This window comes from Maribacter thermophilus (genome assembly GCF_001020565.1).
Taxonomy (GTDB): domain Bacteria; phylum Bacteroidota; class Bacteroidia; order Flavobacteriales; family Flavobacteriaceae; genus Maribacter; species Maribacter thermophilus.
In genome coordinates, this window is the sequence record NZ_LDAS01000001.1 from 2,728,648 (window position 1) to 2,752,915 (window position 24,268).

Here is a 24,268-nt window from a genome sequence, read left to right on the forward strand (position 1 = left end):
TGGTTCTAGAGACACGATAGTCAAAAACATCATCTATACTATTTATTTTACTCCCCACATCGTAAAATCGCATTTTGAAATGCTTGTAGGCTCTGCCCTGGTTTAAAAGAATAGTCTAGCTCCGCCAAAGCACGCTCTAAGGCACTTAACACCGCTACTAGATCATTTGCGGAAACCGACCCCATATGACCTACCCTAAAATAAGTGGTTTTTATTTCGGGCAACAGCCCTCCGGCAATAATTACATTGTTCTCGGCCATTCTACTACGTAGCGCAGCTGCATTTATATCTTTGGGATAGTATGCCGCCGTTAGGGTATTGGCTGCTATGGATGGTGTTTTGGGCAAAATCTTCAAATCTAAAGCCTTTAAAGCCTCCCGAAATGCCCGAGCCAAATTTTGATGTCTTTTGACCCTATTGTCCATACCTTCGTTATCCAAAATATTTAAGCTTGTCTCCAAGGCCAAGATCAGGTTAACGGCAGGCGTCGCAAAATAGGAGGGTCGCCTATCTTCATAGGCTTGCATTATCGGCAGCCAATTGCCCCAATCAGCATAGTAGTTGAACACCGGTGTTTTTCTATTTTTCCAAACCCCGATAGCTTTTTGGGAAGCCACTAACAATGCAAGGCCCGGCGGGACACCAATGGCTTTTTGAGATCCCGTGAGGACAATATCGATTCCCCACTCCTCTTGTCTAATATCTTCTCCCCCGACTGAACAAACACCGTCCATAACACTTAAAACACTGTATTTTTTTGCCAATCGGGCCATAGGCACGGGGTCTACCAAAACTCCTGTAGAAGTGTCCACATGGGTAAAGACCATCATTTTATACTGCTTTTGTTTGAGTTGGTTCTCAATAGCTTCAATGCTAACCACCTCCCCGATAGGAGCCTTTAAGAGAGTGGTGCTCGCACCATATCGGTCTAAAATATCCTTAAAACGTTCCCCAAAATATCCGGTAGAAACCACCAAGGCAGCATCACCGTTTTCTATAAGGTTGGCCGCCGCCATATCCATAGCCAACGTACCACTTCCGGCAACTATAAAAGGTTGGCCATTTGGGGCCTTCCATATTTTTTTCATCAATTCGAGGCTATTTCCAAAAACGTCGATAAAATTAGGTGCTATATGACTGGTAGTAGCTACCCCCATAGCTCGTAGAACTTCTGGCTCAAATTCGATGGGCCCAGGAATCATGAGTAATTTTCTATGTTTCATAATCTTTTTTTATAATCCAATAGGTTTTGTTCACTTAAGAGTATTCCGTCGGAATCTACATAAACATAATGATCCGTAACAAAGGTAACTCCGGCAAATTTGACGGGAATGTCCTTTTCGCCACTATTGCGTTTAATACTTTTCACGGGACAAGTATTAAGGGCTTTAATACCAACATTCATAGTGTTGATAAGACTGCTGTCGCGAATACAACCATTGACAATAATACCCGACCAATGGTTCTTAATAGCCAAATCCGCCAACCGATCACCTACTAGGGCACACCGTAACGAAGCCCCCCCGTCTATCACCAGCACCTTTCCTGTTCCGTCCAATGCCAATTGTTCACGCACCTTTGTATTGTCCTCTAAGAGTTTTAAGGTAGTTATTCTTCCGAAGAACGATTTTTTATTTCCAAAATCCCGAAAAATAGGATCTGTACATAGCACCTGTTCGGGGTACTCGTCACATAGGTCCGCTGTTGTAAACATGATAATATATAATGGTTGTTTGTTATGCCAAAAATTTGATTTAAAGATTAAAAGGCGACCTTTTAAAGTGCCGCCTTTTAACAAGGTTCAGAGAACCTTACTTTGCAAGTATCGGCTCTGGTCTTGCGGTTTTTTTATTGAACTCGAACTGATTACTTGTATTCTTTTCACCACTTGCCTTTAGGGCTTTTTCTCCAGCAAAAAAGGTTTTATGGTCATCACCGAGGTCAGAACCCGCCATACGCTGATGCTTAACACAGGAAACACCTTTACGTATTTCTTGGCGCTGAACACTATCTACATAGGCCAACATACCCATTTCACCAAAATAACCCTCAACAAGATCGTTCATATGCAACGCTGTCGTATGATATGTTGGCAAAGTTATCAAGTGATGGAACACCCCTGCGTGCTTGGATGCTTCCAACTGAAACGAACGGATCATTTCATCGGCCCTAGCAGCTAATTCAGAACCATCATATTTAGCATCCATTAAGGCATCACGGTCATACCCTGAAACATCTTCACCCTCCTCTTTCATAGCATCATAGGCCTGCTGCCTAAAGTTGATCGTCCAATTAAAAGAAGGCGAGTTGTTATAAACCAATTTAGCATCGGGAATTTCTTCTTTGACCCTGTTTACCATGTGGGCTATCTGTCCTACATGTGGGGTCGGGGTCTCGATCCAAAGCAGATCGGCACCGTTACGCAAGCTGGTAATACAATCTAGCACTACCCTATCTATATTGGAATTTTCCTTAAACTTATACAGGCCATTCGGCATACGCACCGGCCGCACCAATTTACCGTTACGCTTAAACAGCACATCATTATCCTTGACCTCTTCGGCAGATACTTCTTCGGCCTCTATAAAATCCATATACTGAGATGCCAGGTCACCTTCTTTCTGAGATACCGGTAGTTTTTGGGTTAGACCGGCACCTTCAGAATCTGTACGGGCCACGATTATACCTTCTTCTACACCCAACTCTAAAAAGGCATAGCGCAAGGCATTTAACTTGGCAATAAAATCTTCGTGCGGTACCGTTACCTTACCATCTTGGTGCCCACACTGTTTGGCGTCGGACACCTGATTTTCTATTTGAAGGGCGCATGCACCGGCCTCTATCATCTTTTTTGCCAACAAATAAGTCGCCTCTTCATTACCAAAACCTGCATCTATATCGGCAATAATCGGCACAACATGTGTTTCAAAGTTATCTATCTCATCTTGTACATCCTCTCCGGCATCCAATCGACGGAAAAGATCGTTGAGTTCTACCGCATCTGCCTGACGCAAAAAGGTGTAGATCTCTTCTATCAATTTGGGTACTGCCGTTTTTTCGTGCATCGATTGATCCGGTAAAGGGCCCAGTTCTGAACGAAGGGCGGCCACCATCCAACCGGACAAATACAAGTATGTCTTAGATGTAGTGCCGTGGTGTTTTTTCACCGCTATCATTTTTTGTTGCGCCACAAAACCGTGCCAGCAACCCAATGATTGGGTGTAGTTAGTAGGGTCGGCATCATACTCCGCCATGTCTTTTCGCATAATCGAGGCGGTGTACTTGGCAATATCCAATCCTGTTTTAAAGCGGTTTTGGGCAATCATACGTGCCGCGTTTTCCGGGCTTATAGAGGCCCAGGTATTTCCGTGTTTGGCCTTTATTTTACGAACAACGTCGATGGCCGAATTATAATTTATCATAACAGCAATGAATTAAGGGTTTATTTTATTAATGATATAGCGTCTGTGGGGCTGATGTACCGAATCGTATTGTTTATTCCCCAATTGGTAATCAATAGATTGTTTTTAGAATATTTCATGACTTTGTTTTTCTATAGGTGTTTATAGGCCGGTATGGTCAAGAACTCTACAAACTCTCTTGACAACACCAGTTCTTTAAAAAGGTCGAAGGCATTTTGAAACTGGGTATCCTTTATTTTATCCGGACCCGTTTCGGTAATGATCTTTTCCATTTCGTCATTGAATATGGCATCAAAAAGAGCAACATCGAATTTTCTACCATCCTCTAAAACCACATTTTTGTTTAACCAGTGCCAAACCTGTGTTCTAGAAATTTCGGCCGTTGCGGCATCTTCCATTAGGTGGTACAGGGCAACCGCCCCATTACCTTGCAGCCAAGCTTCTAGATATAAGATTCCGACATTGATATTCTTACGTATTCCTTCTTCGGTAACCGTACCTTTTGGAAGCTCTACTAGGTCTTTTTCGGTAATATTGATATCGTCTCTGGTAACATGCAATTGGTTGGGTGTGGGCATGTGTTTATTAAATTCTTCCATGGCCACGCCGATTAGGGCGGGGTGCGCTACCCAAGTGCCATCGTGACCGTTCTTTACCTCCCGCTCCTTGTCCAATCGCACTTTTTCCAGTGCAAGGGCATTGGCCTTTTCGTTATTTTTAATAGGTATCTGTGCAGCCATACCACCTATGGCCAATATTCCGCGCTTGTGGCACCTTTGTATTACCAGTTTTGAATATGCATCCATGAAAGGAGAAGTCATGGTCACTTGATCCCTATTGGGCACCACAAAATTTTCATGGTTTCTGAACTTTTTTATGTAAGAAAAGATATAATCCCAGCGACCACAGTTTAAACCTACAATATGGTCTTTAAGCTCAAAGATGATCTCGTCCAATTGATGGCTGGCCGTAATGGTCTCTATAAGCACCGTGGCCTTGAAAGTACCTGAAGGAATTTCTAAGTACCCCTGAGCAAATTCAAATACCTGATTCCACCAACGCGCCTCTAAATAATGTTCCAGTTTTGGAAGGTAAAAGTAGGGCGCAGTACCATTGGCCATTAGTGTTTTGGTGTTATGAAATACGTATAGTCCAAAATCAAAAAGACTTGCGGACATTTCTGTATCATCTATAAGAACATGACGTTCGTTCAGATGCAATCCCCTTGGTCGTACCAATAAAACACAAGGATCTTCTTTTAGGGCATAAGTCTTGTTTCTTTTAGAATCGTGGTATGTAATGGTTCTATTGTTGGCATCTATTAAGTTTTGCTGTCCTTCAAGACAATTCTCCCAAGATGGGGCATTACTGTCCTCGAAATCTGCCATAAAGGTCTTTGCCCCAGAGTTTAGTGCATTGATAACCATTTTACGATCCACCGGGCCGGTTATCTCTACTCGGCGATCCAATAAATCTGAAGGTATCGGAGCAGCCTTCCAATTCGACTCCCGAAGCTCTTTTGTCTCCACTGGAAACTGAGGAAACTTACCTTCATCGAATATGGCCTGTTGACGCCGCCTTCTTTTTAAGAGTTCTAGTCGCTCCGTATTAAAACGACGATGTAATGATGTTAAAAAGGCCATTGCCTCATCGGTCAATAACTGCGGATAATAATTTCTTACCTCTCTGTTGAACTGCCATTCGCTTTGTATGGTTGCGCTATAATTCTCCATAATTAAATTGTTTTACGAGAACAATGTTAAAAAAAAGAACGTTACCAAACAAGCGAACGTTCGCAAAATATTAAATTACGCAAAAAATAAAAGCGCTCTAAATTGCGTATATTTGCCTTTATGGAAGAGGATGATATTAAACTTATATTTGGGCTGAAGCTAAAGCAGATAAGGACTGACAAGAATTTATCCTTGTTCGGATTATCAAAACTCACAGGATTATCAAAGTCTTATCTGAACGAAATTGAGAATGGAAAAAAATATCCAAAAACCGATAAAATTGTCGTTTTATCAGAAAAATTAGAGGTGCCTTACGACCATTTGGTCTCTTTACAGCTAGATAAAAACCTAGCTCCTATCGGAGAAATTTTACAATCCAAAGTTTTAAAGGAAATACCTTTAGAGCTTTTTGGCATAAAGGAAAGCGACCTTATAGATATTATCGCCAATGCCCCAGGAAAGGTCAATGCCTTTATTACAACGATCATTGAGGTAGCAAAACACTATAACTTTAACAGAGAGAGTTTTTATCTTTCATCACTACGATCATACCAACAGTCCAATTACAACTATTTTGAGGAGCTAGAGGAGCAGGTAGTTAAATTCTGCGAGGCATACCAGGTAGATAGAAAAAAGCCCGTATCGGCAAAAGAGCTGGAGGAAATATTAGTAGAGGAATACGGGTACAACATTAATAATTCGGACCTAAAAAAACACAAAGAGCTGTACGATCTTCGTTCGGTCTTTGTTCCCAAGACCAAAACATTACTACTTGCCAGTCATCTAGATGAGGCGCAACGTATTTTTATTTACGCTAAGGAAATAGCCTATAATTACCTAGGCTACAGTCTAAGGCTATATACTTTTCCCTGGATCAAGTTCGAGAACTTTGAACAGGTACTCAATAACTTTTATGCCTCTTATTTTGCAGGGGCACTGGTGTTGCCCAGAGAAGTCATGATCGATCAGCTCAAAACACTATTTCAACAAAAAACCTTTAACAAAAGGGTATTTATCAAAATAATTTCAGAGTTTACCAGCTCACCGGAAACCTTTTACCAACGGTTGACCAATCTGTTGCCAAAAGATTTTAATATTCAGAACCTATTCTTTTTAAGGTTTACCCATAAAGCGGGCAGTTCTAATTTTTACCTCAACAAAGAATTACATTTACCAAGCCAGCAATCGCCACATGGCAACGAAACCAATGAGCATTACTGTAGAAGATGGGTCTCGTTAAAGGTATTAAAAGACATTGCAAAGACAGAAAAAGATCATGTCTTCGACTTTCAGATTTCAGAATATCCGGGCAATATCTCATACCTGTTGTTTTCTTCGGCGACCAAGGACCCCTTTAAGGACAACCAATACAGGAGCATTAGCATTGGACTTCTTATAGACAAGCAGTTGAAAAAGAAAATATCCTTTTTGGAAGACCCTAAAATTAAACGGGAAATGGTGGGGGTCACCTGTGAGCGCTGCGCAATTTCTAATTGTAAAGAACGGAAAGTACCCCCAAAGATCTTGGAAAAAATGAACAAGAACAAAGTAATAGAAAATGTGGTTTCCGATTTAATGAAACAATTCAGTTAACCTTTTTTGGTATGGACCACACTCGCCAATCCAATGCATTGGTTCCATTCAACAGAGACCATAATTTCTGTCGACCAAAACTATAATGACCCATTTCTTATTTGAAACCAAAGGCCGTTCGCATTTATCCGTTAAACGATGTAATCAGAAATTAAGCCATCCGCTAAACAACTTACTTGGTACTGTATTGCGGTTGTAAGGTATAGGTAAATAAGTCATCATCTTAATACTCTAGATATAAATCTTCGTTGCCTTTTCCGTCCTCAGCGGCAACAATCCTATTTTTATCGTAGTCGTACTTCCAATATACCATATGGTCAATTAACCTTCTATCTATAATCAAAGATGTAACATTAACATCGGCATCATATTCAAGATTCAATTCCCTGCCATAGTATCTATAATACACCCTTACAGGCCTCCCGTTTTCTGAAACGCATTCGAACATCCTCTCCCCATCTCCCGAGTATGCTTTTATCTCATCACCATTATATTTAAACTCAATATTGTTATGATAGGGGTTATTTCCGTTATGCCCTTTGGCATTGATCTTTGTCAATTTTTCACCGGTATAGACAAAATCCAAAGTCTTTATCAAATTTTCTTCGTTTGTTTCATTGTCGACGGAGTAATAATTTATTTGGGAAACACGTTTTTGTACGTAACATTGAAAACTTACAAACAGTATTACAACTAATAAAAATCTACTCACAATAAAGGTTTTAACCTTTAAAAAATGATTGATCATGGTCTTGAAAATAAAAATTATTGAATAAATATGTAAGAGCATATTAAATATGCCCACACCCTACCAATAGAACAAAATAAAATAGCAAGTACCTAATTATCAAATGACTAACCCTAAACTTGTGAACCCAAAGTGGAATCCCTTACAATAAGATTGGTTTTTATCTCGACCGTCTTGGTAACGATCTCGTTTTTGGGATTCTTGATCTCATCGATCAAGTATTTCACGGCGGTCCGGCCAATTCTATCCCCAGGCTGATCTACCGTGGTTAGGGCAGGATTTATAATCGTTGAGTTGGCCGAGTTGCTAAAGCCCACCACGGCAATCTCCTCTGGAATCTTCACCTTGAACCTATGTAAGGTCTGAATGGCCCCTATGGCCGCATTGTCGGTAATGGCAAAAATAGCATCGGGGCGTTCTTTCAAACTAAGTAAAATTCTTGTCAGGTGTTTGCCCCCGTCTATAGATATATCTTCAGTGCTTAAAATAATCTTGTCACATGCAGGAATCCCGTGGGCGTTCAAGGCCCTAAGGTAGCCCACATACCTCTTTTCGGAGTTATAACTGTTCTCCGTTTCCTTGATAATGGCAATGCGTCTTTTCCCTAATTCTATCAAATGCTCTACCGCGTTAAAGGCTGCTTCTTCTTCGTTGATAACGATCTGGGTGCAGGGCATTTTTATAGAAACTTTGTCGAACAAAACAATAGGTAATCTATCTAGAATTTCTAACAACTCCTCTAGTCTCGTAGTTTTTCTGGCCAATGACATTAACACTCCATCAACCCCAAATTGGGTCATGGTCTCCAGCATTTCCACTTGTTTGGCCTCGCTGTTTTTAGATTCGGAAATAATAACCCGATACCCCCTAAGCTCGGCTTCTTCCAGAATACCCTTTAATATCGTGGAGGTAAACATATGCGAAATATTGGGTACTATTACCCCTAAAATATAGGTTTCGTGAGACCGGAACCCCCTGGCGAACAAATTGGGCACATAATGCATTTTTTTGGCCAATCTTTTTACTTTTTCCCTAGTATCCGGATTTATGTCCGGGTGTTCATTTAAGGCTCGGGAAACTGTAGAAATAGACAACTTTAATTCTTGTGCCAATTCCTTTAAGGTTGTATTTCTCTTCTTAGCCATGGTTAAAAGGGAATAAAATCAAAAATAATCTTTTTTTTGCAAACGTTTTCGCAAACGTTTGCATAAGAATTTGATAAATATTTTGTCGGTCGATTATGATATTCAAATAATTTCACTTCCCTGTTTACAAATTGAACAATTACCAAATACACTATTCAATTCTGATTGACAGACTATTAAAAGTAAAGAATTTGCGTCCACATCAATCAATAAAGAAGTTTGAGTTTAGTTTGAATTTAGTGGGCAAACATATTGGTTCTTGGAAAATTGCAAATACATTTTTAACTCCTATCATGAAAAAAGAATTATACAAAAAAGCCATTGCCATATTGGATGCCAATTACCAAGAAGGCGGTTTTACTATACCCAGCGCCGGGCTATACCCTTTTCAATGGAAGTGGGATTCTGGGTTTATCGCCATTGGCTTTGCCCATTACGACGTAGAAAAGGCAAAAACAGAAATGCGAACATTACTAGATGCACAATGGGGCAATGGGTTTATACCACATATTGTTTTTCATACCGAAAACGATTCTTATTTTCCTGGTGCCGATTTTCATCAATCGGAACTTCATCCATTGTCCTCAAAAAAATATAGATCTACAGGTATGACACAACCACCTGTATCCGGTTTTGTTTTACAGGAAATGTATCATATTGCAGAGGATAAGGAAGATATGCTCCTCTTTATCAAAAGTGAGATAGACAAGGTGTACAACAATCATGTATATTTCTACGAAAACCGTGACCCGCAGAACGAAGGGCTTGTATACATTTATCACAACTGGGAGTCGGGCACCGACAATTCTCCTGTGTGGGACGATATTTGGGATACGATGAATCCCCCGGAATATAATTTTGAAAGAAAAGATACGACGCATGTAGATGCCTCTCAACGACCCTCAAAAAGAGAATACGACCATTACCTTTATATCATCGACATAGCCAAGCAAAACAATTACGACGATGCCAAAATAGCAGAGCTTTCACCATTCTTGGTGCAAGACCCATTGTTCAATTCGATGCTTATAAAGTCGAACCAGGCATTGATAGATCTATACGGCCTATTAGGGGGAAACGAAGATAAAGTCAAGACCCTTTTAAAATGGCAATCTAAAAGCATCAAAAGCTTTAACAAAAAACTATTTGACACAGAGTTGGGGGCATACGTACATTACGACCTAAGAAACGAAAAGCCCATACGCCATATTACCTCGTCATCGTTTTCTCCCTTGTTCGCCAACATACCAAGTGCAGAAAGAGCAAAAGTTATAGTTAAAACAATGATGGATAAATTTGGTGGTGACGACAAGTATCTATGTGCCTCTTTTGACCCCACAGATGAACGTTTTAATCCTAAAAAATATTGGAGAGGCCCCGTATGGATCAATATGAACTGGATGCTCTACCTAGGTCTCAAAAACTATGGTTTTACAAATACGGCATCTCGAATTAAGGAAGACAGCATAGAACTAATTGAGAGATACGGTTTTTATGAGTATTTTGATTGTCGTAAAGATAATACCGAACAGGAACCTGTAGGGTATGGGGGAAATAATTTTTCATGGAGCGCCGCCTTACTAATCGATTTTTTGAAGAATTAAGGGCTATCGATCGCACAAAACGTATCGTAAAACTTGTTTGTTTAACCAATGAGCATAAAAGAATCGAGATAAAATGTGAAATCATAACTAAAAAATAAGCCAACCGTATGAACTACATCGACTACATTATCATCATTGTTTACCTGATCGGGTTTTTAGGGTTGGGGTTTATGTTCAAGGAAAACAACTCTGGAGGCGATTATTTTTTGGGAGGCCGTAAAACCTCATGGTTGCCTTTGAGCTTATCGGCCATGGCTACCCAACTTTCGGCCATTAGCTTTATTTCGGCTCCTGCATTCGTAGGCCTTAAAGACGGGGGCGGTATGCAATGGTTGACCTATGAGTTTGGCGTGCCCCTTGCCATGGCTTTCTTGCTTATTGCCATAATGCCCACCTTGTACAAATCGGGGATCGTAAGTGTTTACGAATATTTGGAAAAACGGTTTGATGCCTCTTCCAGGCTTCTGATCAGTTTTGTCTTTCAGGTAAGCCGTTCGGTGGCAACCGGGGTTATGGTCTATACAATGGCCCTTATTTTACAGGCCACCATTCAATTGGATTTTTGGATCTCTATTATGATCATCGGTCTTATTACCATGCTATACTCTTTTCAAGGAGGTATGAAAGCCGTTATTTGGGGAGATGTTATTCAAATGAGTATCCTATTCTTGGGGATCATCATCTGTCTTTTTTACGGATTCAGTGAATTGGGCGGCATAGACAATTTTCTCACCCATGTAGATACGGATAGGATTACGGCGGTCGATTTTAGCAAATGGGGTTTCAACAATGCCGATGGCAACGACGAATTCGGATTTTGGCCCATGGTCATCGGTGGCTTTTTTCTGTATGCTTCCTATTACGGAACCGATCAAACCCAATCGCAAAGACTACTTTCTTCGAGCAGTATGCCCAACCTGAAGAAACTGATGATGGCCAACGGGCTCCTTCGTTTTCCCTTTACCTTGACCTATTGCATTATGGGCCTTGTGCTGGGCACCTTGTTGTTACAGGATGTAAGCTTTCAAGAACAGATGGAAACGGTATACCAAGCCAACATTAGCTCTTTACAAGGGAAAAAGGCAGATTTGATGGTGCCCGTATTTATTATAAAATACCTCCCCAACGGGGTAATCGGAATATTGATCGTAGCCATTATGTCGGCGGCCATGTCTACCCTGAGCTCTACCGTAAACTCCCTTTCTGCAGTCACCATGGAGGATTTTGTCAGAAGGTTCAATCCGAATATACCGGACAAGAAATACATGACCTATTCTAAGTTATTGTCTATTTTTTGGGGACTCGTATGTTTGTTCTTTGCCTTTTTTGCCGGCAATATAGAAGGTACGGTTATAGAAGTCATCAATAAGATCAGTTCCGTTTTCTACGGACCTATACTCGCCGCCTTTATTTTGGCCATTTTAACGAAAAGAACACATGCGTTGGGTGCCAATATTGGTATAGTCGTAGGAGTATTGTTCAATATTTATCTTTGGCTTTATGTTCCACAGATATTTTGGTTCTGGTGGAATGCCCTCGGATGCTTGGTCACCATACTCGTAGCCTTGGCCGTAAGCTTTACGGTAAAGCGAAAGGCTAACAAAGGCCTTGAAGTGGTCTACTATGCAGGCAAAAAAGAAGTGGCCATCTTGGGTGTTTACTTTATCGCAATTGTCTTGTTCAGTATATCTTTACCAAACATTCTTAATTGATCCGACCTATGAAATTCGTAATAGCTCCCGATAAATTTAAAGGCTCATTGACCGGTTTCGAATTTTGTAATGCAGTAGAGGAAGGCCTCCGGATGGTGTTTAAGGATGCCGAAATATTAAAAATGCCCTTGGCCGATGGCGGTGATGGCACCATGGAGGTCATTAAGTACTATCTTAAGGGAGAAAAAGTATCCGTAAAGGTACAAGACCCTTTGTTTAGAACTATAGAGTCCTCTTATCTATATGCCCCTGAAAATGCCGTAGCCTATATTGAAATGGCCGAGGCATCGGGACTCAAATTACTAAAGGACGATGAAAAAAACTGCATGCGTTCTACCAGTTTGGGTACGGGCGAGCTTATTAAACATGCATTGGACAAGGGCGCTAAAAACATTATTTTGGGAATCGGCGGTAGTGCCACCAATGACGGAGGCATGGGCATGGCCTCTGCCTTGGGCTATCGATTTCTAGATGGTAACGGTATCGAATTAAAACCCATAGGCGGAAGTTTGTCGGCCGTACAGAGCATTGATGCCTCCAATGCACACCCAAGACTTGGGGAAGTGGAAGTAAAAGTAGCCTGTGATGTAAGCAATCCGCTATACGGTAAAGAAGGGGCGGCCCCTATTTTTGCCGCCCAAAAAGGAGCCACCGATAAAGAGATTGAACAGCTGGACAACGGCTTGCGCAACTTTGCGGATATTGTGTTGGGGCAATACGGTATAGACCTTCAAAAAATAAAGGGTGCCGGTGCCGCCGGTGGAATCGGTGGGGGTGCCGTAGCCTTTCTGAACGGCGAACTTACATCGGGTATTGAATTGATCAAAGAACTGGCTGGTTTTGACAATGCCATTGAAGGTTGCGATTGGATCATAACCGGTGAGGGCCAACTCGATGCACAGACCCTAACGGGCAAGACCATTCAGGGTGTTGTAATATCGGGGCAAAGAAAAAATATTCCGGTAGCCGCCCTGTGTGGATCGCTACAACTTACGGTAGCCCAACAACAACAATTGGGTCTTGATTATGTAACGGCCATTGTACAAGGTATTACAACACTACAAGAGGCCATGGAATCTAGTTATGTGAATTTGGTCATGTCTACCTATAACTTTGCTAAAGTTTTGGGCTAATCGTTGATTTTGTGTCGTTTAAAATGGCCGTATATCAACACCTATCTTGTTCTATAGTTTAAACCAATCAGCTATAATTTCGTTCTCCGAATTGTCTTTTTCTATATGAACAAACTCATTTTTTGTACTATCGTATTTATAATCTTTTCCCCAATCTTCATGATTTTTCGCCGTAGCTTCAATGGCATCACATATATAGGTCAATTCCTCTTGTGTCATTGTCGGATGTATGGACATACGAATCCACCCCGGTCTTTCTATAAGACATCCTTCTAGAATTTTTTGTTCTATGGCCTTAGATTTGGGTTGATCCACATGTAACAAATAATGGCCATAAGTACCTGCACACGAACAGCCACCCCTTGTTTGTATACCAAAACGGTCATTTAAAAGCTTAACTATCAAATTGTAATGAACATCATCGATATAAAAAGAGAATATACCTAAACGATCTCTGTGATGTTCTGCAAGAATGTGTAGATTTTTTATGTTCAAAAGCCTTTTAAAGATATATGAGTTCATTTCATGCTCTCTATCCAAGATATTCTGAACTCCCATCTTCTCTTTTAATCTAATGGCCAAAGCAACTTTAATGGTTTGTAAAAAACCCGGGGTACCCCCATCCTCACGAGTTTCTATATCATCTATGTAATCATGGTCTCCCCATGGATTGGTATAGGATACAGTTCCCCCTCCTGGATTATCGGGCACTAGATTCTTATATAATTTTTTATTGAAAACCAATACTCCCGAAGATCCCGGACCTCCCAAAAATTTATGTGGGGAAAAGGTAATCGCATCCAAATACTCCTCATCATTTTCTGGGTGCATATCAATTTGAACATAAGGTGCCGAACATGCGAAATCGACAAAGCACAGTCCATTGTTCTGATGCATCAATGCGGCTATTTCATGATAATTGGTCCTAATTCCGGTAACATTGGAACACCCTGTAACAGCCGCTATTTTTAAAGGCCAATCTTTATATTCCTCAAGTAGCGCCTCCAGTTTTTTAAGACATGGTAACCCCTTCTCATTGGCAGGAATAACCTCAACCTTTGCTATGGTTTCTAACCAGGAAGTTTGGTTAGAGTGATGTTCCATATGCGAAATGAAAATTATAGGCCTCAAAGCCTCCGGAACATGTGTGTGTTCTTTTAGGTTTTCGGACACCTTTAAACCCAAAATACGCTGAAATTTATTGATTGCCCCTGTCATTCCTGTACCTACAGTAATAAGGATATCATCTTTTGATGCGTTAACATGCTCTTTAATAATATTGCGGGCTTGGTGATATGCGTTGGTCATTGACGCCCCTGTAAAAGAGGTTTCTGTATGTGTATTCGCTACTAAAGGTCCAATTTCATTAAGCAGTTTTTCTTCTATAGGTCTATACAACCTACCACTAGCTGTCCAATCTGCATATAAGATTTTCTGATTGCCATATGGGGATCGGAATTCCTCATCAACACCTATTATATGCTTTCTGAACTCACTAAAGTAGTCCTCCAACAGTCCTCTGTCTTGGTTTTTATCAACTGCATTCATATTCTTAATCAGATTCATGATTAAGAATCACTTTGGTTTAAACACCAAAGTGATTCTATCAATAGCTAATTCATAAATTAAATAAAAAAAAGCATAAAAGTTAATGTAATGCCTTAAACTTGGAAATTCCACCCTCTAGCCAACGATAATATTCATCAGCATCGGGTGTATATCCTATGGGATCTATGAGATTATCTTCATTATGGTCCATTAGCACATAGAAAGGTTGCGAATTTGCCTTATATCTTACTGTTTGTAATTCGCTCCATTTTTGACCTATGTATTTTAATTTTTTACCCGGTTTTAACTTAGAATCTATTTCTTCTCCCGCAGGCAAGGGCCGCTTATCATCTACATACAATGAAATAAGTACTACTTTGTTCTTTAAGACCTCTAATACTCTGGGCTTGGGCCATACGTTTTGTTCCATTTTGCGGCAATTGACGCAGGCCCACCCCGTAAAATCTATCAGTATAGGTTTACCCACTTTTTTGGCGTATGCCAGCCCTTTATCGTAATCATTAAAAGCCAAAATATCATGAGGAGCCAAAAGATGCGCTCCATCGGGTAAATCCCCATGCTCTACAGACCCCGTTCCCGCTACTGTTTTGGAATACCCTACTCCATAAGGCGATTCGCTATATTCTAAAGGAGGAGGAAAGGCACTTATCAAATTTAATGGTGCGCCCCAAAGGCCCGGAATCATATATATTGTAAAAGTTAAGGTCAATAGTGCCAGTCCCAATCTACCTACAGAAATATGGGTTAGGGGAGAATCGTGTGGTAAATGTATCTTACCTAGAAGGTAAAGCCCCAAGGCACCAAAAATGGCAATCCAAATTGCAATGAACACCTCTCGCTCCAACCAATGTAATTGAAGAACAAGATCTGCCTGCGATAAGAATTTAAATGCTAATGCCAGCTCTAAAAAGCCCAACACCACCTTTACCGTGTTTAACCACCCTCCCGACTTTGGAAGTGAGTTCAACCATCCAGGAAAAGCCGCGAACAGTGCAAACGGTAATGCAATAGCAAGCGAAAAACCAAGCATTCCGATTATTGGAGCAGTGCCTCCTTTTGAAGCTGCCTCGACTAAAAGAGTGCCAACAATGGGTCCGGTACAAGAAAAAGAAACAATAGCCAATGCCAATGCCATAAAAAATATACCCACCAATCCACTTTTAGTAGATTGTGCATCTACCTTGTTTACCCAAGAATGGGGCAAGGTAATTTCAAAGGCACCTAAAAACGAAACCGCAAAAGTTACAAGTAATAGAAAAAAGATGATATTGAACCAGACATTAGTGGCCAAGGCATTGAGAGAATCTGCACCAAAAATGGCCGTTACCGCACTTCCCAAGAATACATATATCACTATAATAGATATTCCATAAAATACGGCGTTTTTAATCCCTACCGCCTTATTCTTGCTCTGCTTGGTAAAATAGCTCACCGTTAAAGGAATCATCGGAAAAACACATGGCGTCAAAAGAGCCGCAAAACCAGATAAAAAGGCTATAAAGAAAATTGCCCATAGCCCTCTTCCTGATTTTGAATCGGGTGCATCACCAACTTCCGTACCATCGCCTATTATTCTGTTTTTTTCATCTGAAACTATTGTTTTATTCCCGTTCGGCATTTCAAATACCAAATCTACCTCGGTCGGGGGAAGACATCTTTGATCATCACAAACCATGAACTCAACAATACCATTATAGATATTCTTAAACTCCGATACCTCTATAATCTGTTCAAAAGTGGCCTGGTCCTCAAAAAATTTAATTTTCATATTAAAAACCGGATCATCTACCGTATGGCCTTCCTCCTCGATAGTGCCTCCTATAAGTTTAAAGGAAGCATCTTCGTTTAGATAACTAAATGTTGTTGGTATCGGGCCGTCTTCCGGAACGTTTTGTGAATATAAATGCCAACCTGGATCAATTGATGCCCTGGATATTAATTTGTATTCGGTATCACTGATTTTTTCAACAGAAGTCGACCATTTCACCGGATCAAGAATTTGCGCCGACACATAAGATTGTATTATGAGTAAGGCGAGAAAAAGTAATGTTTTCGTTTTCATTTGGGTTGGTTTAAAAGGGGGCTTTTATACAATACACCCCCTTAAAATTCTAATGATCTTATTTTTACGTAATTCGAACATTTTAAAACTACCTCTCGTAGTGTTTAAAACAATGTTCTATTGCTCAAGTGGTTTGCCCTCTTTATCCAACGATCCTGATTTAATTACAATCAGGTTATCCACATCTATGTATTTTTTAATTGCGTCATTTACTTGATCTAGGGTAACGGCTTCTACATCTTTTGGATATTGGTCTATATAATCAGGCTCTAAACCTCTTTGAAGAAAACTCAAAATAGTTCTTGAAAGTCCAGACGTGGTTTCTAGACTTACTTTGAAACTACCTGTTATATTAGACTTTTTAGCCGCCAATTCTTCTTCGGTGACCCCCTCGTTCACCCATTTTTTTATCTGTACCATGGTCGAGTTCATCCCTTTTTCGAACAAGTCAGGGTTAAACGTGGCACTGACGAACCAATGACCTCCGGTTTGTTCATCACCGGAGTGGCCGGCCCCTATACCGTAAGTCAACCCTTCAACATCTCTTACCGTTCGCATTAACCTACCGGAAAAACCTCCCCCCAGAATACTGGTCGCCATGTAAAATGGTACATAATCCTTGTCGGTTCTTTTGATACCCGTATATTGACCTATATATAGTTGTGCACTGGGTTTTTGAGGAATAGTTATCACTTTTTCCAGAGCACTCGCTCTTGATGGTTCTTTATAAGTGGCAGCAGAAATTTCACCACTATTCCATCCCTTAAAAGATTTTTTCAATGAAGTATACAGTTCATTGGTGTCCACATCGCCTACGGCTACCAAATGCATACCTTTAGTTCCGAAATAGTTACTGTGAAATGCTTTCAATTCATTTAGGGTAGCTTTTTCAAGATCTTCAATAGTCGATTGGATATCCTGTTTATAATTTGGATGCCCTTCTGGGTAAATGGCCTGTGCAAGGGCAATAGATCCTTGGGTAGTAGGGTCTGAAATACCTCTTTTAATACTACCTATCACCTGTTGTTTGAGCAGATCAAACTCCTTGGCATCAAATAAGGGAAACCTTAATTCTTCCGATAGCAATGATATAACTTCCTTTACATCTTTTTTAAGGCATTTAAATCCAATTTGAATATGATGGGTATCCGTATTTATATTGAAATTAACCCCTAGCTTGTCCAACTTTTGAGAAAAATCAAACTTATTATGTTTTATTGTGCCCTTATCCAGCATTCGAACTGTCAACATTGGCACTACATTGTTCCCGTTTGTATTTAAGTAATTTGCAATAGGAAAACTCGCAAAGACCGTTATAAAGTCCTTAACACCGGTTTTGGTGGTAACAACATCGATACCCTCAATATTCTTTCTATTGAATTTTTTATCCTTTGCCTTGTTTTCGATCACTTTATTAGCAGGTATTTCGCTAGTGGCAACAGATAGGACAGTGTCTTCGTTATTTACCGAATAACCCGTTTTATTATCTGTATGATCCGGATTCCTGTAAAAATATTTACCATTAACCTCATGATGTTTGCTAGGCTTTGAACCAACATCGGCCATGCCTGCGCCTGTCTCAGCTACAAAGTAACCTGTTGTACTCTGATTTTCCAATAAATATGTAGCGGCCACTCGTTTTACATCTTCTGCCGTAACTTTTGCAAGTTTTTCGGTACCTGTTACATAATCTGTCCAATCACCTGCAGCAATAGCCTCATTAAGTTGGCCCGCAATTCTTCCCGAACCGTCTCTGGCCAATATAGTCTGAGCTTTCAGCTTGGCTACAACACGATCTACGTCCACTTGGTCGACCCCTTCTTTTTTAATCGTATCGATTACAGCCAAAAGTTGATCGTTTAGGTCTTCATGGCTAGAGGCCGGGTCAAAAATAAGGGCTATGGTAAATAGTCCCGCATCCTTGAAAGTGGATGGTCCTGCCATAACTGAATACGCCAACCCTGTATCTTTAAATTTTTTACTTAATACAGACGAGGTACCACTTCCCAAAATTTCACCTAAAACCGTTAAGGCAGGCATGTCTTCATGTAATTTACCAGGAATCTTATACCCTATGGCAACCATACTTTGTTGACCGTTCTTTTTTATAGTGGTCTTTCTTGGGCCCAATTGCTCCGGTTCTTCAGTGTAAGGCTGAGGCATTTTATGGGGTGCCTTCGGAATTTTACCAAAATATTTATCTACCAATTTAAAAACATTGGCCTTCTGAAAATCTCCTATAATTGTCAAAGTTGCATTATTGGGCCAATAATAGGTGTCATAAAATTTGCGCAAGGTCTCGATCGGCATTTTTTCTATATCCGATCGCCAACCAATAGTCGAATGATGATAGGGATGTGCCATATAAGCCATAGCCCAAATTTCTTTGCTCAAAACATTGAACGGACTATTTTCACCACGTTCGAACTCGTTACGGACTACGGTCATTTCAGCATCCTTGTCCTCTTTGAGCAACAAAGAGTTCCTCATTCTATCGGCTTCAATATCCAAGGCAAGTTCCAATTGATCGCTGGGTATGGTTTCATAATAGTTGGTCCGATCATTCCAAGTAGTAGCATTCATCCGAGCACCTATACCCGTCAACTTACTATCAATAGAGGTTCCTTTACTCTTATGAAACTTGGTCGTTCCCTTGAACATTAAGTGTTCCAACAAATGGGTAGAACCCGTATTACCCGTTACTTCATGTTTTGACCCCACTCTATAAACCACCTGCACGGTTACTACAGGTGCCGCATTATCTTGTAACAACAGCAGGTTCATACCATTTGGTTCGTACATATATTCTTCGATGCCACCCAATTCTTTCACTTTCGAGAATTTATCGGCAACATCCTGGGCATTTACAAATTGTTGTAGCCCCATGGCTGCGATCGCGCAGGAAATTATTTTTGTTTTCGTTAAAATTTTCATCATTATATAGGTTATCTAGGCGTAATACGATTTTAAAAGTCTACACCCTATTAAAAAAAAATGTTAATTATAGAACACTTAAGTTTTTAGTCTTTTTTTGAGGCGGAAAGCACTTATACCGGTCACAGGTTTGATAATATAGACCGGTAACAATTACATCCTCTTTATCGAACTCACCAACCGAAAAGTATCTTACAAAAACAAGAGTGTCCTCATAAATATATATTCCATCGTTATATGGTGAACCCTTTGGCATTTCCCAATCATCGATAGCGGTAATACCTTTTGGAAGTTTCAATTGCAATTCAGAAACGATATAAGGCTGTCCTTCGGGCACGTAAGCGTATATATGCCATTGGTCTTCAATGTTGGCTTTTATTATTACCGCCATTTGGGTCATGTCATTTGACCTAACCAATTTCGCGTTTATGGCTACGGGATCCATGGGATTTGTAACCTCGGTAGCAAGCCCCTGTACTTCTTTTTTAACTTTTTCCCTTAATGTAGGATATACCTTTGTTGTTTGTGCCAACCCTATCTGGGCCATCAAAAACAATATATATAAGAAGACATGATTCTTCATAGGATTATATTTTAGAATTATGCTGCCTTTTAGACTCTTTCAGGGCAATGTCACTTTCACTTCTGGGTCTGACCCGTGGGTTGGCATTTTTATCATTGACCATCCACACATACCCCCCTACTTCGGTAAAAAACAACTTGTCGCGGTATGTATTAAACCAAGTTCTCCATTCTTTGGCAGTTTTAAAATCTTCCAAAGTATATCTCATCAGAATTCTATATGCCTTATCCGCATCCGCATTGTCTTCCAACATTGTTATCGCTTTGTCTAGCACTGCTATATTGGTGTTTGCAACACCTAGACTTTTAACGTCCTCATCAACTTTTATTTCGTAAAAGGCATCTGGTTCAGAATAAAAATAATCCCTGTTTTCATTAAGGTATTTTCTAATGGCAAGTGTATCTAGACCGGTAATGGAAGACCAAGAATTTCGACCTATATTCTTTTTAAGATAGCCCTCTCTTGTTAAAATTTCTTGAGGCCGACTATTCAAGATCATCTTTTCTACTTGTGTCAAATCTTTACCCGAAGCCTTCTTTTCTTTCAATTTTTCTTTTTCTTTAAGACTATTTTCATTAAAATCTTTCAAGAATTCAACATACGACAAATAGGACTTTTCTGTCGTATAGAATATCATCTCATCTATGTACTGTTTGGTTGCAATACGCTCATTATACTTTCTAACAATCATCTTATCATCCGCATGTTCATGAGTATAAACAATAGCATTTACAAAAACCCTTTTAGCTTCTTCTGTCATATAATCTGGTGAACCGGCAAACCCCCATAAAAAAAAGTTGCCATGTCGCCCCAAGGCGACCGCCGTTTTTTGTTTGGTGCAGACCCCGCTAGAAATAATCTCTGAATGGGGAGAATCTTCAAAACCCCATCCACGGGCTACCATACCCACTCTAAAACCTTTACCATCTTTATAGCCTTCACTGTTTACCTCCCACATAGGAATTTCTTCTGGAACATCTTGACCATCGAAGGCCTTTAGAACACCTTTGGGAGTTGCCTTTTTTTCAAGGGTTATATCTGTTTTATAGGGACCTTTAAAAATAGCATGCTCTGTTTTTATATGATGGGCATGCCGATCTAGACAAAGGCAATACCAATCTAATTTAGACCCAAGGCTTGCGCCTATAACAGAAGAAGTATGCCCTATAAAGACCGATGGGCTATCAAAATCGTCACTAACGAATTTAGCTGGCTCCATACTTATAAATTTTCCGGTCTCGGGATCATTGTGTATAACCCGATCCTTTATCATATCTGGAGCTTGGTCAAAAATGGTCACGTCATGTGCTTTTGACATTTCCTCGTTATAATCCCTAGCGTCCACACTGGTCACTTTTGTGAAATACTTGTTCAACAATTCTTCAAATGCAGGCATTCTTTTCCCATATTCCTCCTTAAAACGCTCTGGTGTCATACCTCCACTTATTCGTGAAGATTCTAAATTTTCGGGCATTGGTTTTTCGGAACTGTAGCCAACATATAATACACTTATATCTTGTTTGTCAATGTCTTGCGCCTTTATGGTCGTTATACATAGTACTAAGACGAGCGTTGCTATTAGTTTAATGTAGTTTTTCATATCATTTTATTAATAACCAAGAAGTTCTATAAGTTTTGCATCCAACTCCTCTTTTGTAGCATTACGTAGTAGAATTGTTTGGTTTTCATCTATTAAAAAAGTAGTAGGTAAATGTGGCACTCCATATAATCTGGCGACCGGACCATATGGTGATCTCTTTTTATCGCCCATATCTGCATCATCATATACTTGTAACCATGAAATTTGATCATCTTCAATAGCTTTTCTCCATTTATCTTCTTCATCGGCCGTGCCTATACCTATAATTTCAAAATTATCGGTCCCATATTTTTTTCTTAATTCCCTTAAATGAGGAAATGATTCACGACATGGTATGCACCAACTTGCCCAAAAATCGATTAAGCGGTATTTTCCTTTAACATCAGCCAAAGAAAGTGCTGTTCCATCAACTGTATTTAGAGTGAAATCAGGGGCTTTATTACCTTCTCCCAAATTCTCAAATACATCTTTATAAACTTTGGTGATATGGTTTCTATAAAAACCAGTTTTTTTTGCATCACCTTGAAAAAGATTATAAAATTCCTGAAGCTGACCCTTGCTCATTCGTCCCTCTGTATATTGATATCCTAAAAAATAAACCGCTACAGGTGAACTTGGATTATTCTTTGCGTAATCATATTTTGCCTTAATATATTCAGCACTGCGCTCTTCGGACAATGGATTTAGTTTTTTTTGTAACGCCTCTGCTTCTTCTAACAATTTAGGATCTTTGCTCTTTTTGGCTTTCGCATAAGCTTCCCGAACAGAATCGAGCGGGGCATATTTCGGATTTTTAAAGATGGCTTGAGATTCAGCTTCCAACCGCTCGTACTCGTCATTTGATTTTGAACCTGAAACGATTGTAGTAAATCGCCAATCTTCTGGCTTTACTGTAGACCAATCTATAGCTATATTTATGTCGCCGTTTTCTAGAAAAAACTGTGCACTTTTATTTTCAATAACCAGATTCACCATATCTGGGGCTCCTACTTTTCCTTTAAATTTAAAAGTACCGTTTACTATCTCTGTACTATCCAGCACTATAACATTATTGCGGTTTGCAGCTTCTGTTAATTTGACCCAGCCAGTATCTAAGCCTTTAACAGTACCTGTAACGGTATAACCATCAAAGGGTACTTTTTGTTTACAATTTGCAGTTACCAACAGCACTATGGCCATTGGCAGTATTGTTTTAAATATTTTTTTCATGATTTTTAATTTTATTGGTTCTTAATACCCAAATAGCTCTTCCAATTTTGCATCCAACGCCTCTTTTGAAGGGTTTCTAAGGATAATTTTTTCGTTTTCATCCATTAAAAATGTGGTTGGTAAAAATGGAACACCATATTTACGTGCAACAATACCATATTGATGGTCTTCACCTGTATCGTTTAAATGCATCCAAGGTGTTTGATCTTCTTCAATGGCTTTTCTCCATTTTGCTTCTGCATCTGCCGTTCCAATGGCTACAACCTCAAATCCGTCTTTTTTATACTTTTTGTATAATTCTTTTAAATGTGGAAATGATGCCCTACAAGGCACACACCAAGATGCCCAGAAATCGACTAACTTATATTTTGCCTCAACACCTTTTAAGGAAACTTCTTTTCCGTTAACATCGTTTAAAGTAAAATCTGGAGCTATACTACCAACACCAAGGTTTTTAAAAATATCATTGTATGTTTTTTCATAATATTTGAACATCGCCGTGTGTTTGGCATCCCCTTTAAAGAGAGGGTAAATAGCTTTCATTTCTTCTTTGGACATACGCCCTTCGCTAAACTGAAAGGCCAAAACCCAAGGAGCTACCGGAGATTCAGGATAATCTTTTGCATACTGAATCATAAAGGATCTACGCTCATTTTGTCGTTGACTTTCCAAGTCGCTAAATTGGGCTCTCCATTCTTGAAAAGCTTTTATTTTAGCTTCATCTTCAGACTTATAAGCCACTTCCATTTTAGGTCTTATAGCCTGCAAGGGCATAAATTTCTTTTGGTTCATGATACTGTCTATTTTCGCTTCCTGCGCTTCATAAACCTGCTGCAACGCTGAACCGGATACTTTTGCCTTAAGCTGACCACGATTTGACTCTGCCGTATCAAATTCTAAAGTAATGTCACTGTTTTCTAGAAAGAATTCACTGTAAAATTCATCACCTATCTTAATGATTACTCGATCAGGATGTTCAACGATTCCTTTAAATGTAAAAGCCCCATTTGTCATTTGGGCACTATCAATTACCTTAGGTTTGGCACCTCTGTCCGTAAAATTCATTTCAATTAATTTTACTTTGGCCTCATCTAAACCTTTTACTACACCAGATATGGTATAACCTTCAAAAGATGCTTCTTTTTTACAGCTAGTAAGAGGTAATATCATTATTAAACCAAGTATTAATGCTGATTTTATTTTTAAAGACATTTTCATAAT

Annotated in this window: 17 protein-coding genes; 4 read left to right on the forward strand and 13 right to left on the reverse strand. The window is 39.7% G+C overall.

The genetic code is table 11. From position 1 onward, the window contains the following. Positions 1-47: 47 nt before the first annotated feature. The 4 genes from AB657_RS11800 to aceB form a co-directional block, all read right to left on the reverse strand. On the reverse strand, positions 48-1,223 hold the full coding sequence (locus tag AB657_RS11800) for a pyridoxal-phosphate-dependent aminotransferase family protein (protein WP_047246664.1): 1,176 nt from the start codon (positions 1,221-1,223) through the stop codon (positions 48-50). Then, positions 1,220-1,714, reverse strand: coding sequence for a ribonuclease E activity regulator RraA (rraA, locus tag AB657_RS11805; protein WP_047246665.1), 495 nt, complete (start codon positions 1,712-1,714; stop codon positions 1,220-1,222). The genes AB657_RS11800 and rraA overlap by 4 nt, the downstream gene beginning before the upstream one ends. A 97-nt stretch (positions 1,715-1,811) precedes the next feature. After that, positions 1,812-3,422, reverse strand: coding sequence for an isocitrate lyase (locus tag AB657_RS11810; protein ID WP_047246666.1), 1,611 nt, complete (start codon positions 3,420-3,422; stop codon positions 1,812-1,814). 131 nt (positions 3,423-3,553) lie between these two features. Next, positions 3,554-5,155: a malate synthase A gene (gene aceB / locus AB657_RS11815; RefSeq protein ID WP_047246667.1), complete on the reverse strand. Its 1,602-nt coding sequence runs from the start codon at positions 5,153-5,155 to the stop codon at positions 3,554-3,556. Positions 5,156-5,275: 120 nt separating this feature from the next. Here aceB and AB657_RS11820 point away from each other — a divergent pair, with 120 nt between their 5' ends. Beyond that, a complete protein-coding gene (locus tag AB657_RS11820; RefSeq protein ID WP_047246668.1) occupies positions 5,276-6,748 on the forward strand; it encodes a helix-turn-helix domain-containing protein in 1,473 nt (490 codons plus the stop codon). A gap of 223 nt (positions 6,749-6,971) precedes the next feature. On the opposite strand, the gene AB657_RS11825 is transcribed toward AB657_RS11820, so the two are convergent. Next, positions 6,972-7,460 (reverse strand): hypothetical protein, encoded by a 489-nt coding sequence (locus AB657_RS11825; RefSeq protein ID WP_157491711.1) that lies wholly within the window; start codon positions 7,458-7,460, stop codon positions 6,972-6,974. A 149-nt stretch (positions 7,461-7,609) separates the two neighbouring features. Next, complete coding sequence (locus tag AB657_RS11830) at positions 7,610-8,641, reverse strand: LacI family DNA-binding transcriptional regulator (RefSeq protein WP_047246670.1); 1,032 nt, start codon at positions 8,639-8,641, stop codon at positions 7,610-7,612. Between the two features lie 293 nt (positions 8,642-8,934). Between AB657_RS11830 and AB657_RS11835 the strand changes: the two genes are divergently transcribed. The 3 genes from AB657_RS11835 (at position 8,935) to AB657_RS11845 (ending at position 13,090) form a co-directional block, all read left to right on the forward strand. Further along, positions 8,935-10,245 (forward strand): amylo-alpha-1,6-glucosidase, encoded by a 1,311-nt coding sequence (locus AB657_RS11835; RefSeq protein WP_047246671.1) that lies wholly within the window; start codon positions 8,935-8,937, stop codon positions 10,243-10,245. Between the two features lie 107 nt (positions 10,246-10,352). Further along, positions 10,353-11,957, forward strand: coding sequence for a sodium:solute symporter (locus AB657_RS11840; protein WP_047246672.1), 1,605 nt, complete (start codon positions 10,353-10,355; stop codon positions 11,955-11,957). A gap of 8 nt (positions 11,958-11,965) precedes the next feature. Continuing rightward, positions 11,966-13,090: a glycerate kinase gene (locus AB657_RS11845; RefSeq protein WP_047246673.1), complete on the forward strand. Its 1,125-nt coding sequence runs from the start codon at positions 11,966-11,968 to the stop codon at positions 13,088-13,090. Between the two features lie 51 nt (positions 13,091-13,141). On the opposite strand, the gene AB657_RS11850 is transcribed toward AB657_RS11845, so the two are convergent. From AB657_RS11850 to AB657_RS11880, 7 genes are all read right to left on the reverse strand, one after another. Further along, complete coding sequence (locus tag AB657_RS11850) at positions 13,142-14,656, reverse strand: aminotransferase class V-fold PLP-dependent enzyme (RefSeq protein ID WP_232304875.1); 1,515 nt, start codon at positions 14,654-14,656, stop codon at positions 13,142-13,144. A gap of 82 nt (positions 14,657-14,738) precedes the next feature. Next, positions 14,739-16,721 (reverse strand): protein-disulfide reductase DsbD family protein, encoded by a 1,983-nt coding sequence (locus AB657_RS11855; protein WP_047246674.1) that lies wholly within the window; start codon positions 16,719-16,721, stop codon positions 14,739-14,741. 117 nt (positions 16,722-16,838) lie between these two features. Next, positions 16,839-19,658 (reverse strand): M16 family metallopeptidase, encoded by a 2,820-nt coding sequence (locus AB657_RS11860; RefSeq protein WP_232304876.1) that lies wholly within the window; start codon positions 19,656-19,658, stop codon positions 16,839-16,841. Between the two features lie 64 nt (positions 19,659-19,722). After that, complete coding sequence (locus tag AB657_RS11865; RefSeq protein WP_084696424.1) at positions 19,723-20,238, reverse strand: protein-disulfide reductase DsbD domain-containing protein; 516 nt, start codon at positions 20,236-20,238, stop codon at positions 19,723-19,725. Positions 20,239-20,242: 4 nt separating this feature from the next. Beyond that, the gene (locus AB657_RS11870) at positions 20,243-21,838 is read right to left on the reverse strand and encodes a hypothetical protein (protein WP_047246676.1); all 1,596 of its coding nucleotides are present in this window, start codon (positions 21,836-21,838) and stop codon (positions 20,243-20,245) included. Between the two features lie 9 nt (positions 21,839-21,847). Then, positions 21,848-23,047, reverse strand: coding sequence for a TlpA disulfide reductase family protein (locus AB657_RS11875; RefSeq protein WP_047246677.1), 1,200 nt, complete (start codon positions 23,045-23,047; stop codon positions 21,848-21,850). 21 nt (positions 23,048-23,068) lie between these two features. Beyond that, positions 23,069-24,265 (reverse strand): TlpA disulfide reductase family protein, encoded by a 1,197-nt coding sequence (locus tag AB657_RS11880; protein ID WP_084696425.1) that lies wholly within the window; start codon positions 24,263-24,265, stop codon positions 23,069-23,071. Between the last annotated feature and the right edge of the window lie 3 nt (positions 24,266-24,268).

What these genes read in the sequence shown, in the direction of transcription:
- AB657_RS11800 (WP_047246664.1), bottom strand. Translation starts at nt 1,223, where the DNA reads ATGAAACATAGAAAATTACTCATGATTCCTGGGCCCATCGAATTTGAG.
- AB657_RS11835 (WP_047246671.1), top strand. Translation starts at nt 8,935, where the DNA reads ATGAAAAAAGAATTATACAAAAAAGCCATTGCCATATTGGATGCCAAT.
- AB657_RS11855 (WP_047246674.1), bottom strand. Translation starts at nt 16,721, where the DNA reads ATGAAAACGAAAACATTACTTTTTCTCGCCTTACTCATAATACAATCT.
- AB657_RS11830 (WP_047246670.1), bottom strand. Translation starts at nt 8,641, where the DNA reads ATGGCTAAGAAGAGAAATACAACCTTAAAGGAATTGGCACAAGAATTA.
- AB657_RS11880 (WP_084696425.1), bottom strand. Translation starts at nt 24,265, where the DNA reads ATGAAAATGTCTTTAAAAATAAAATCAGCATTAATACTTGGTTTAATA.
- AB657_RS11810 (WP_047246666.1), bottom strand. Translation starts at nt 3,422, where the DNA reads ATGATAAATTATAATTCGGCCATCGACGTTGTTCGTAAAATAAAGGCC.
- AB657_RS11865 (WP_084696424.1), bottom strand. Translation starts at nt 20,238, where the DNA reads ATGAAGAATCATGTCTTCTTATATATATTGTTTTTGATGGCCCAGATA.
- AB657_RS11850 (WP_232304875.1), bottom strand. Translation starts at nt 14,656, where the DNA reads ATGAATCTGATTAAGAATATGAATGCAGTTGATAAAAACCAAGACAGA.
- rraA (WP_047246665.1), bottom strand. Translation starts at nt 1,714, where the DNA reads ATGTTTACAACAGCGGACCTATGTGACGAGTACCCCGAACAGGTGCTA.
- AB657_RS11845 (WP_047246673.1), top strand. Translation starts at nt 11,966, where the DNA reads ATGAAATTCGTAATAGCTCCCGATAAATTTAAAGGCTCATTGACCGGT.
- AB657_RS11875 (WP_047246677.1), bottom strand. Translation starts at nt 23,047, where the DNA reads ATGAAAAAAATATTTAAAACAATACTGCCAATGGCCATAGTGCTGTTG.
- AB657_RS11820 (WP_047246668.1), top strand. Translation starts at nt 5,276, where the DNA reads ATGGAAGAGGATGATATTAAACTTATATTTGGGCTGAAGCTAAAGCAG.
- AB657_RS11840 (WP_047246672.1), top strand. Translation starts at nt 10,353, where the DNA reads ATGAACTACATCGACTACATTATCATCATTGTTTACCTGATCGGGTTT.
- AB657_RS11870 (WP_047246676.1), bottom strand. Translation starts at nt 21,838, where the DNA reads ATGAAAAACTACATTAAACTAATAGCAACGCTCGTCTTAGTACTATGT.
- aceB (WP_047246667.1), bottom strand. Translation starts at nt 5,155, where the DNA reads ATGGAGAATTATAGCGCAACCATACAAAGCGAATGGCAGTTCAACAGA.
- AB657_RS11860 (WP_232304876.1), bottom strand. Translation starts at nt 19,658, where the DNA reads ATGATGAAAATTTTAACGAAAACAAAAATAATTTCCTGCGCGATCGCA.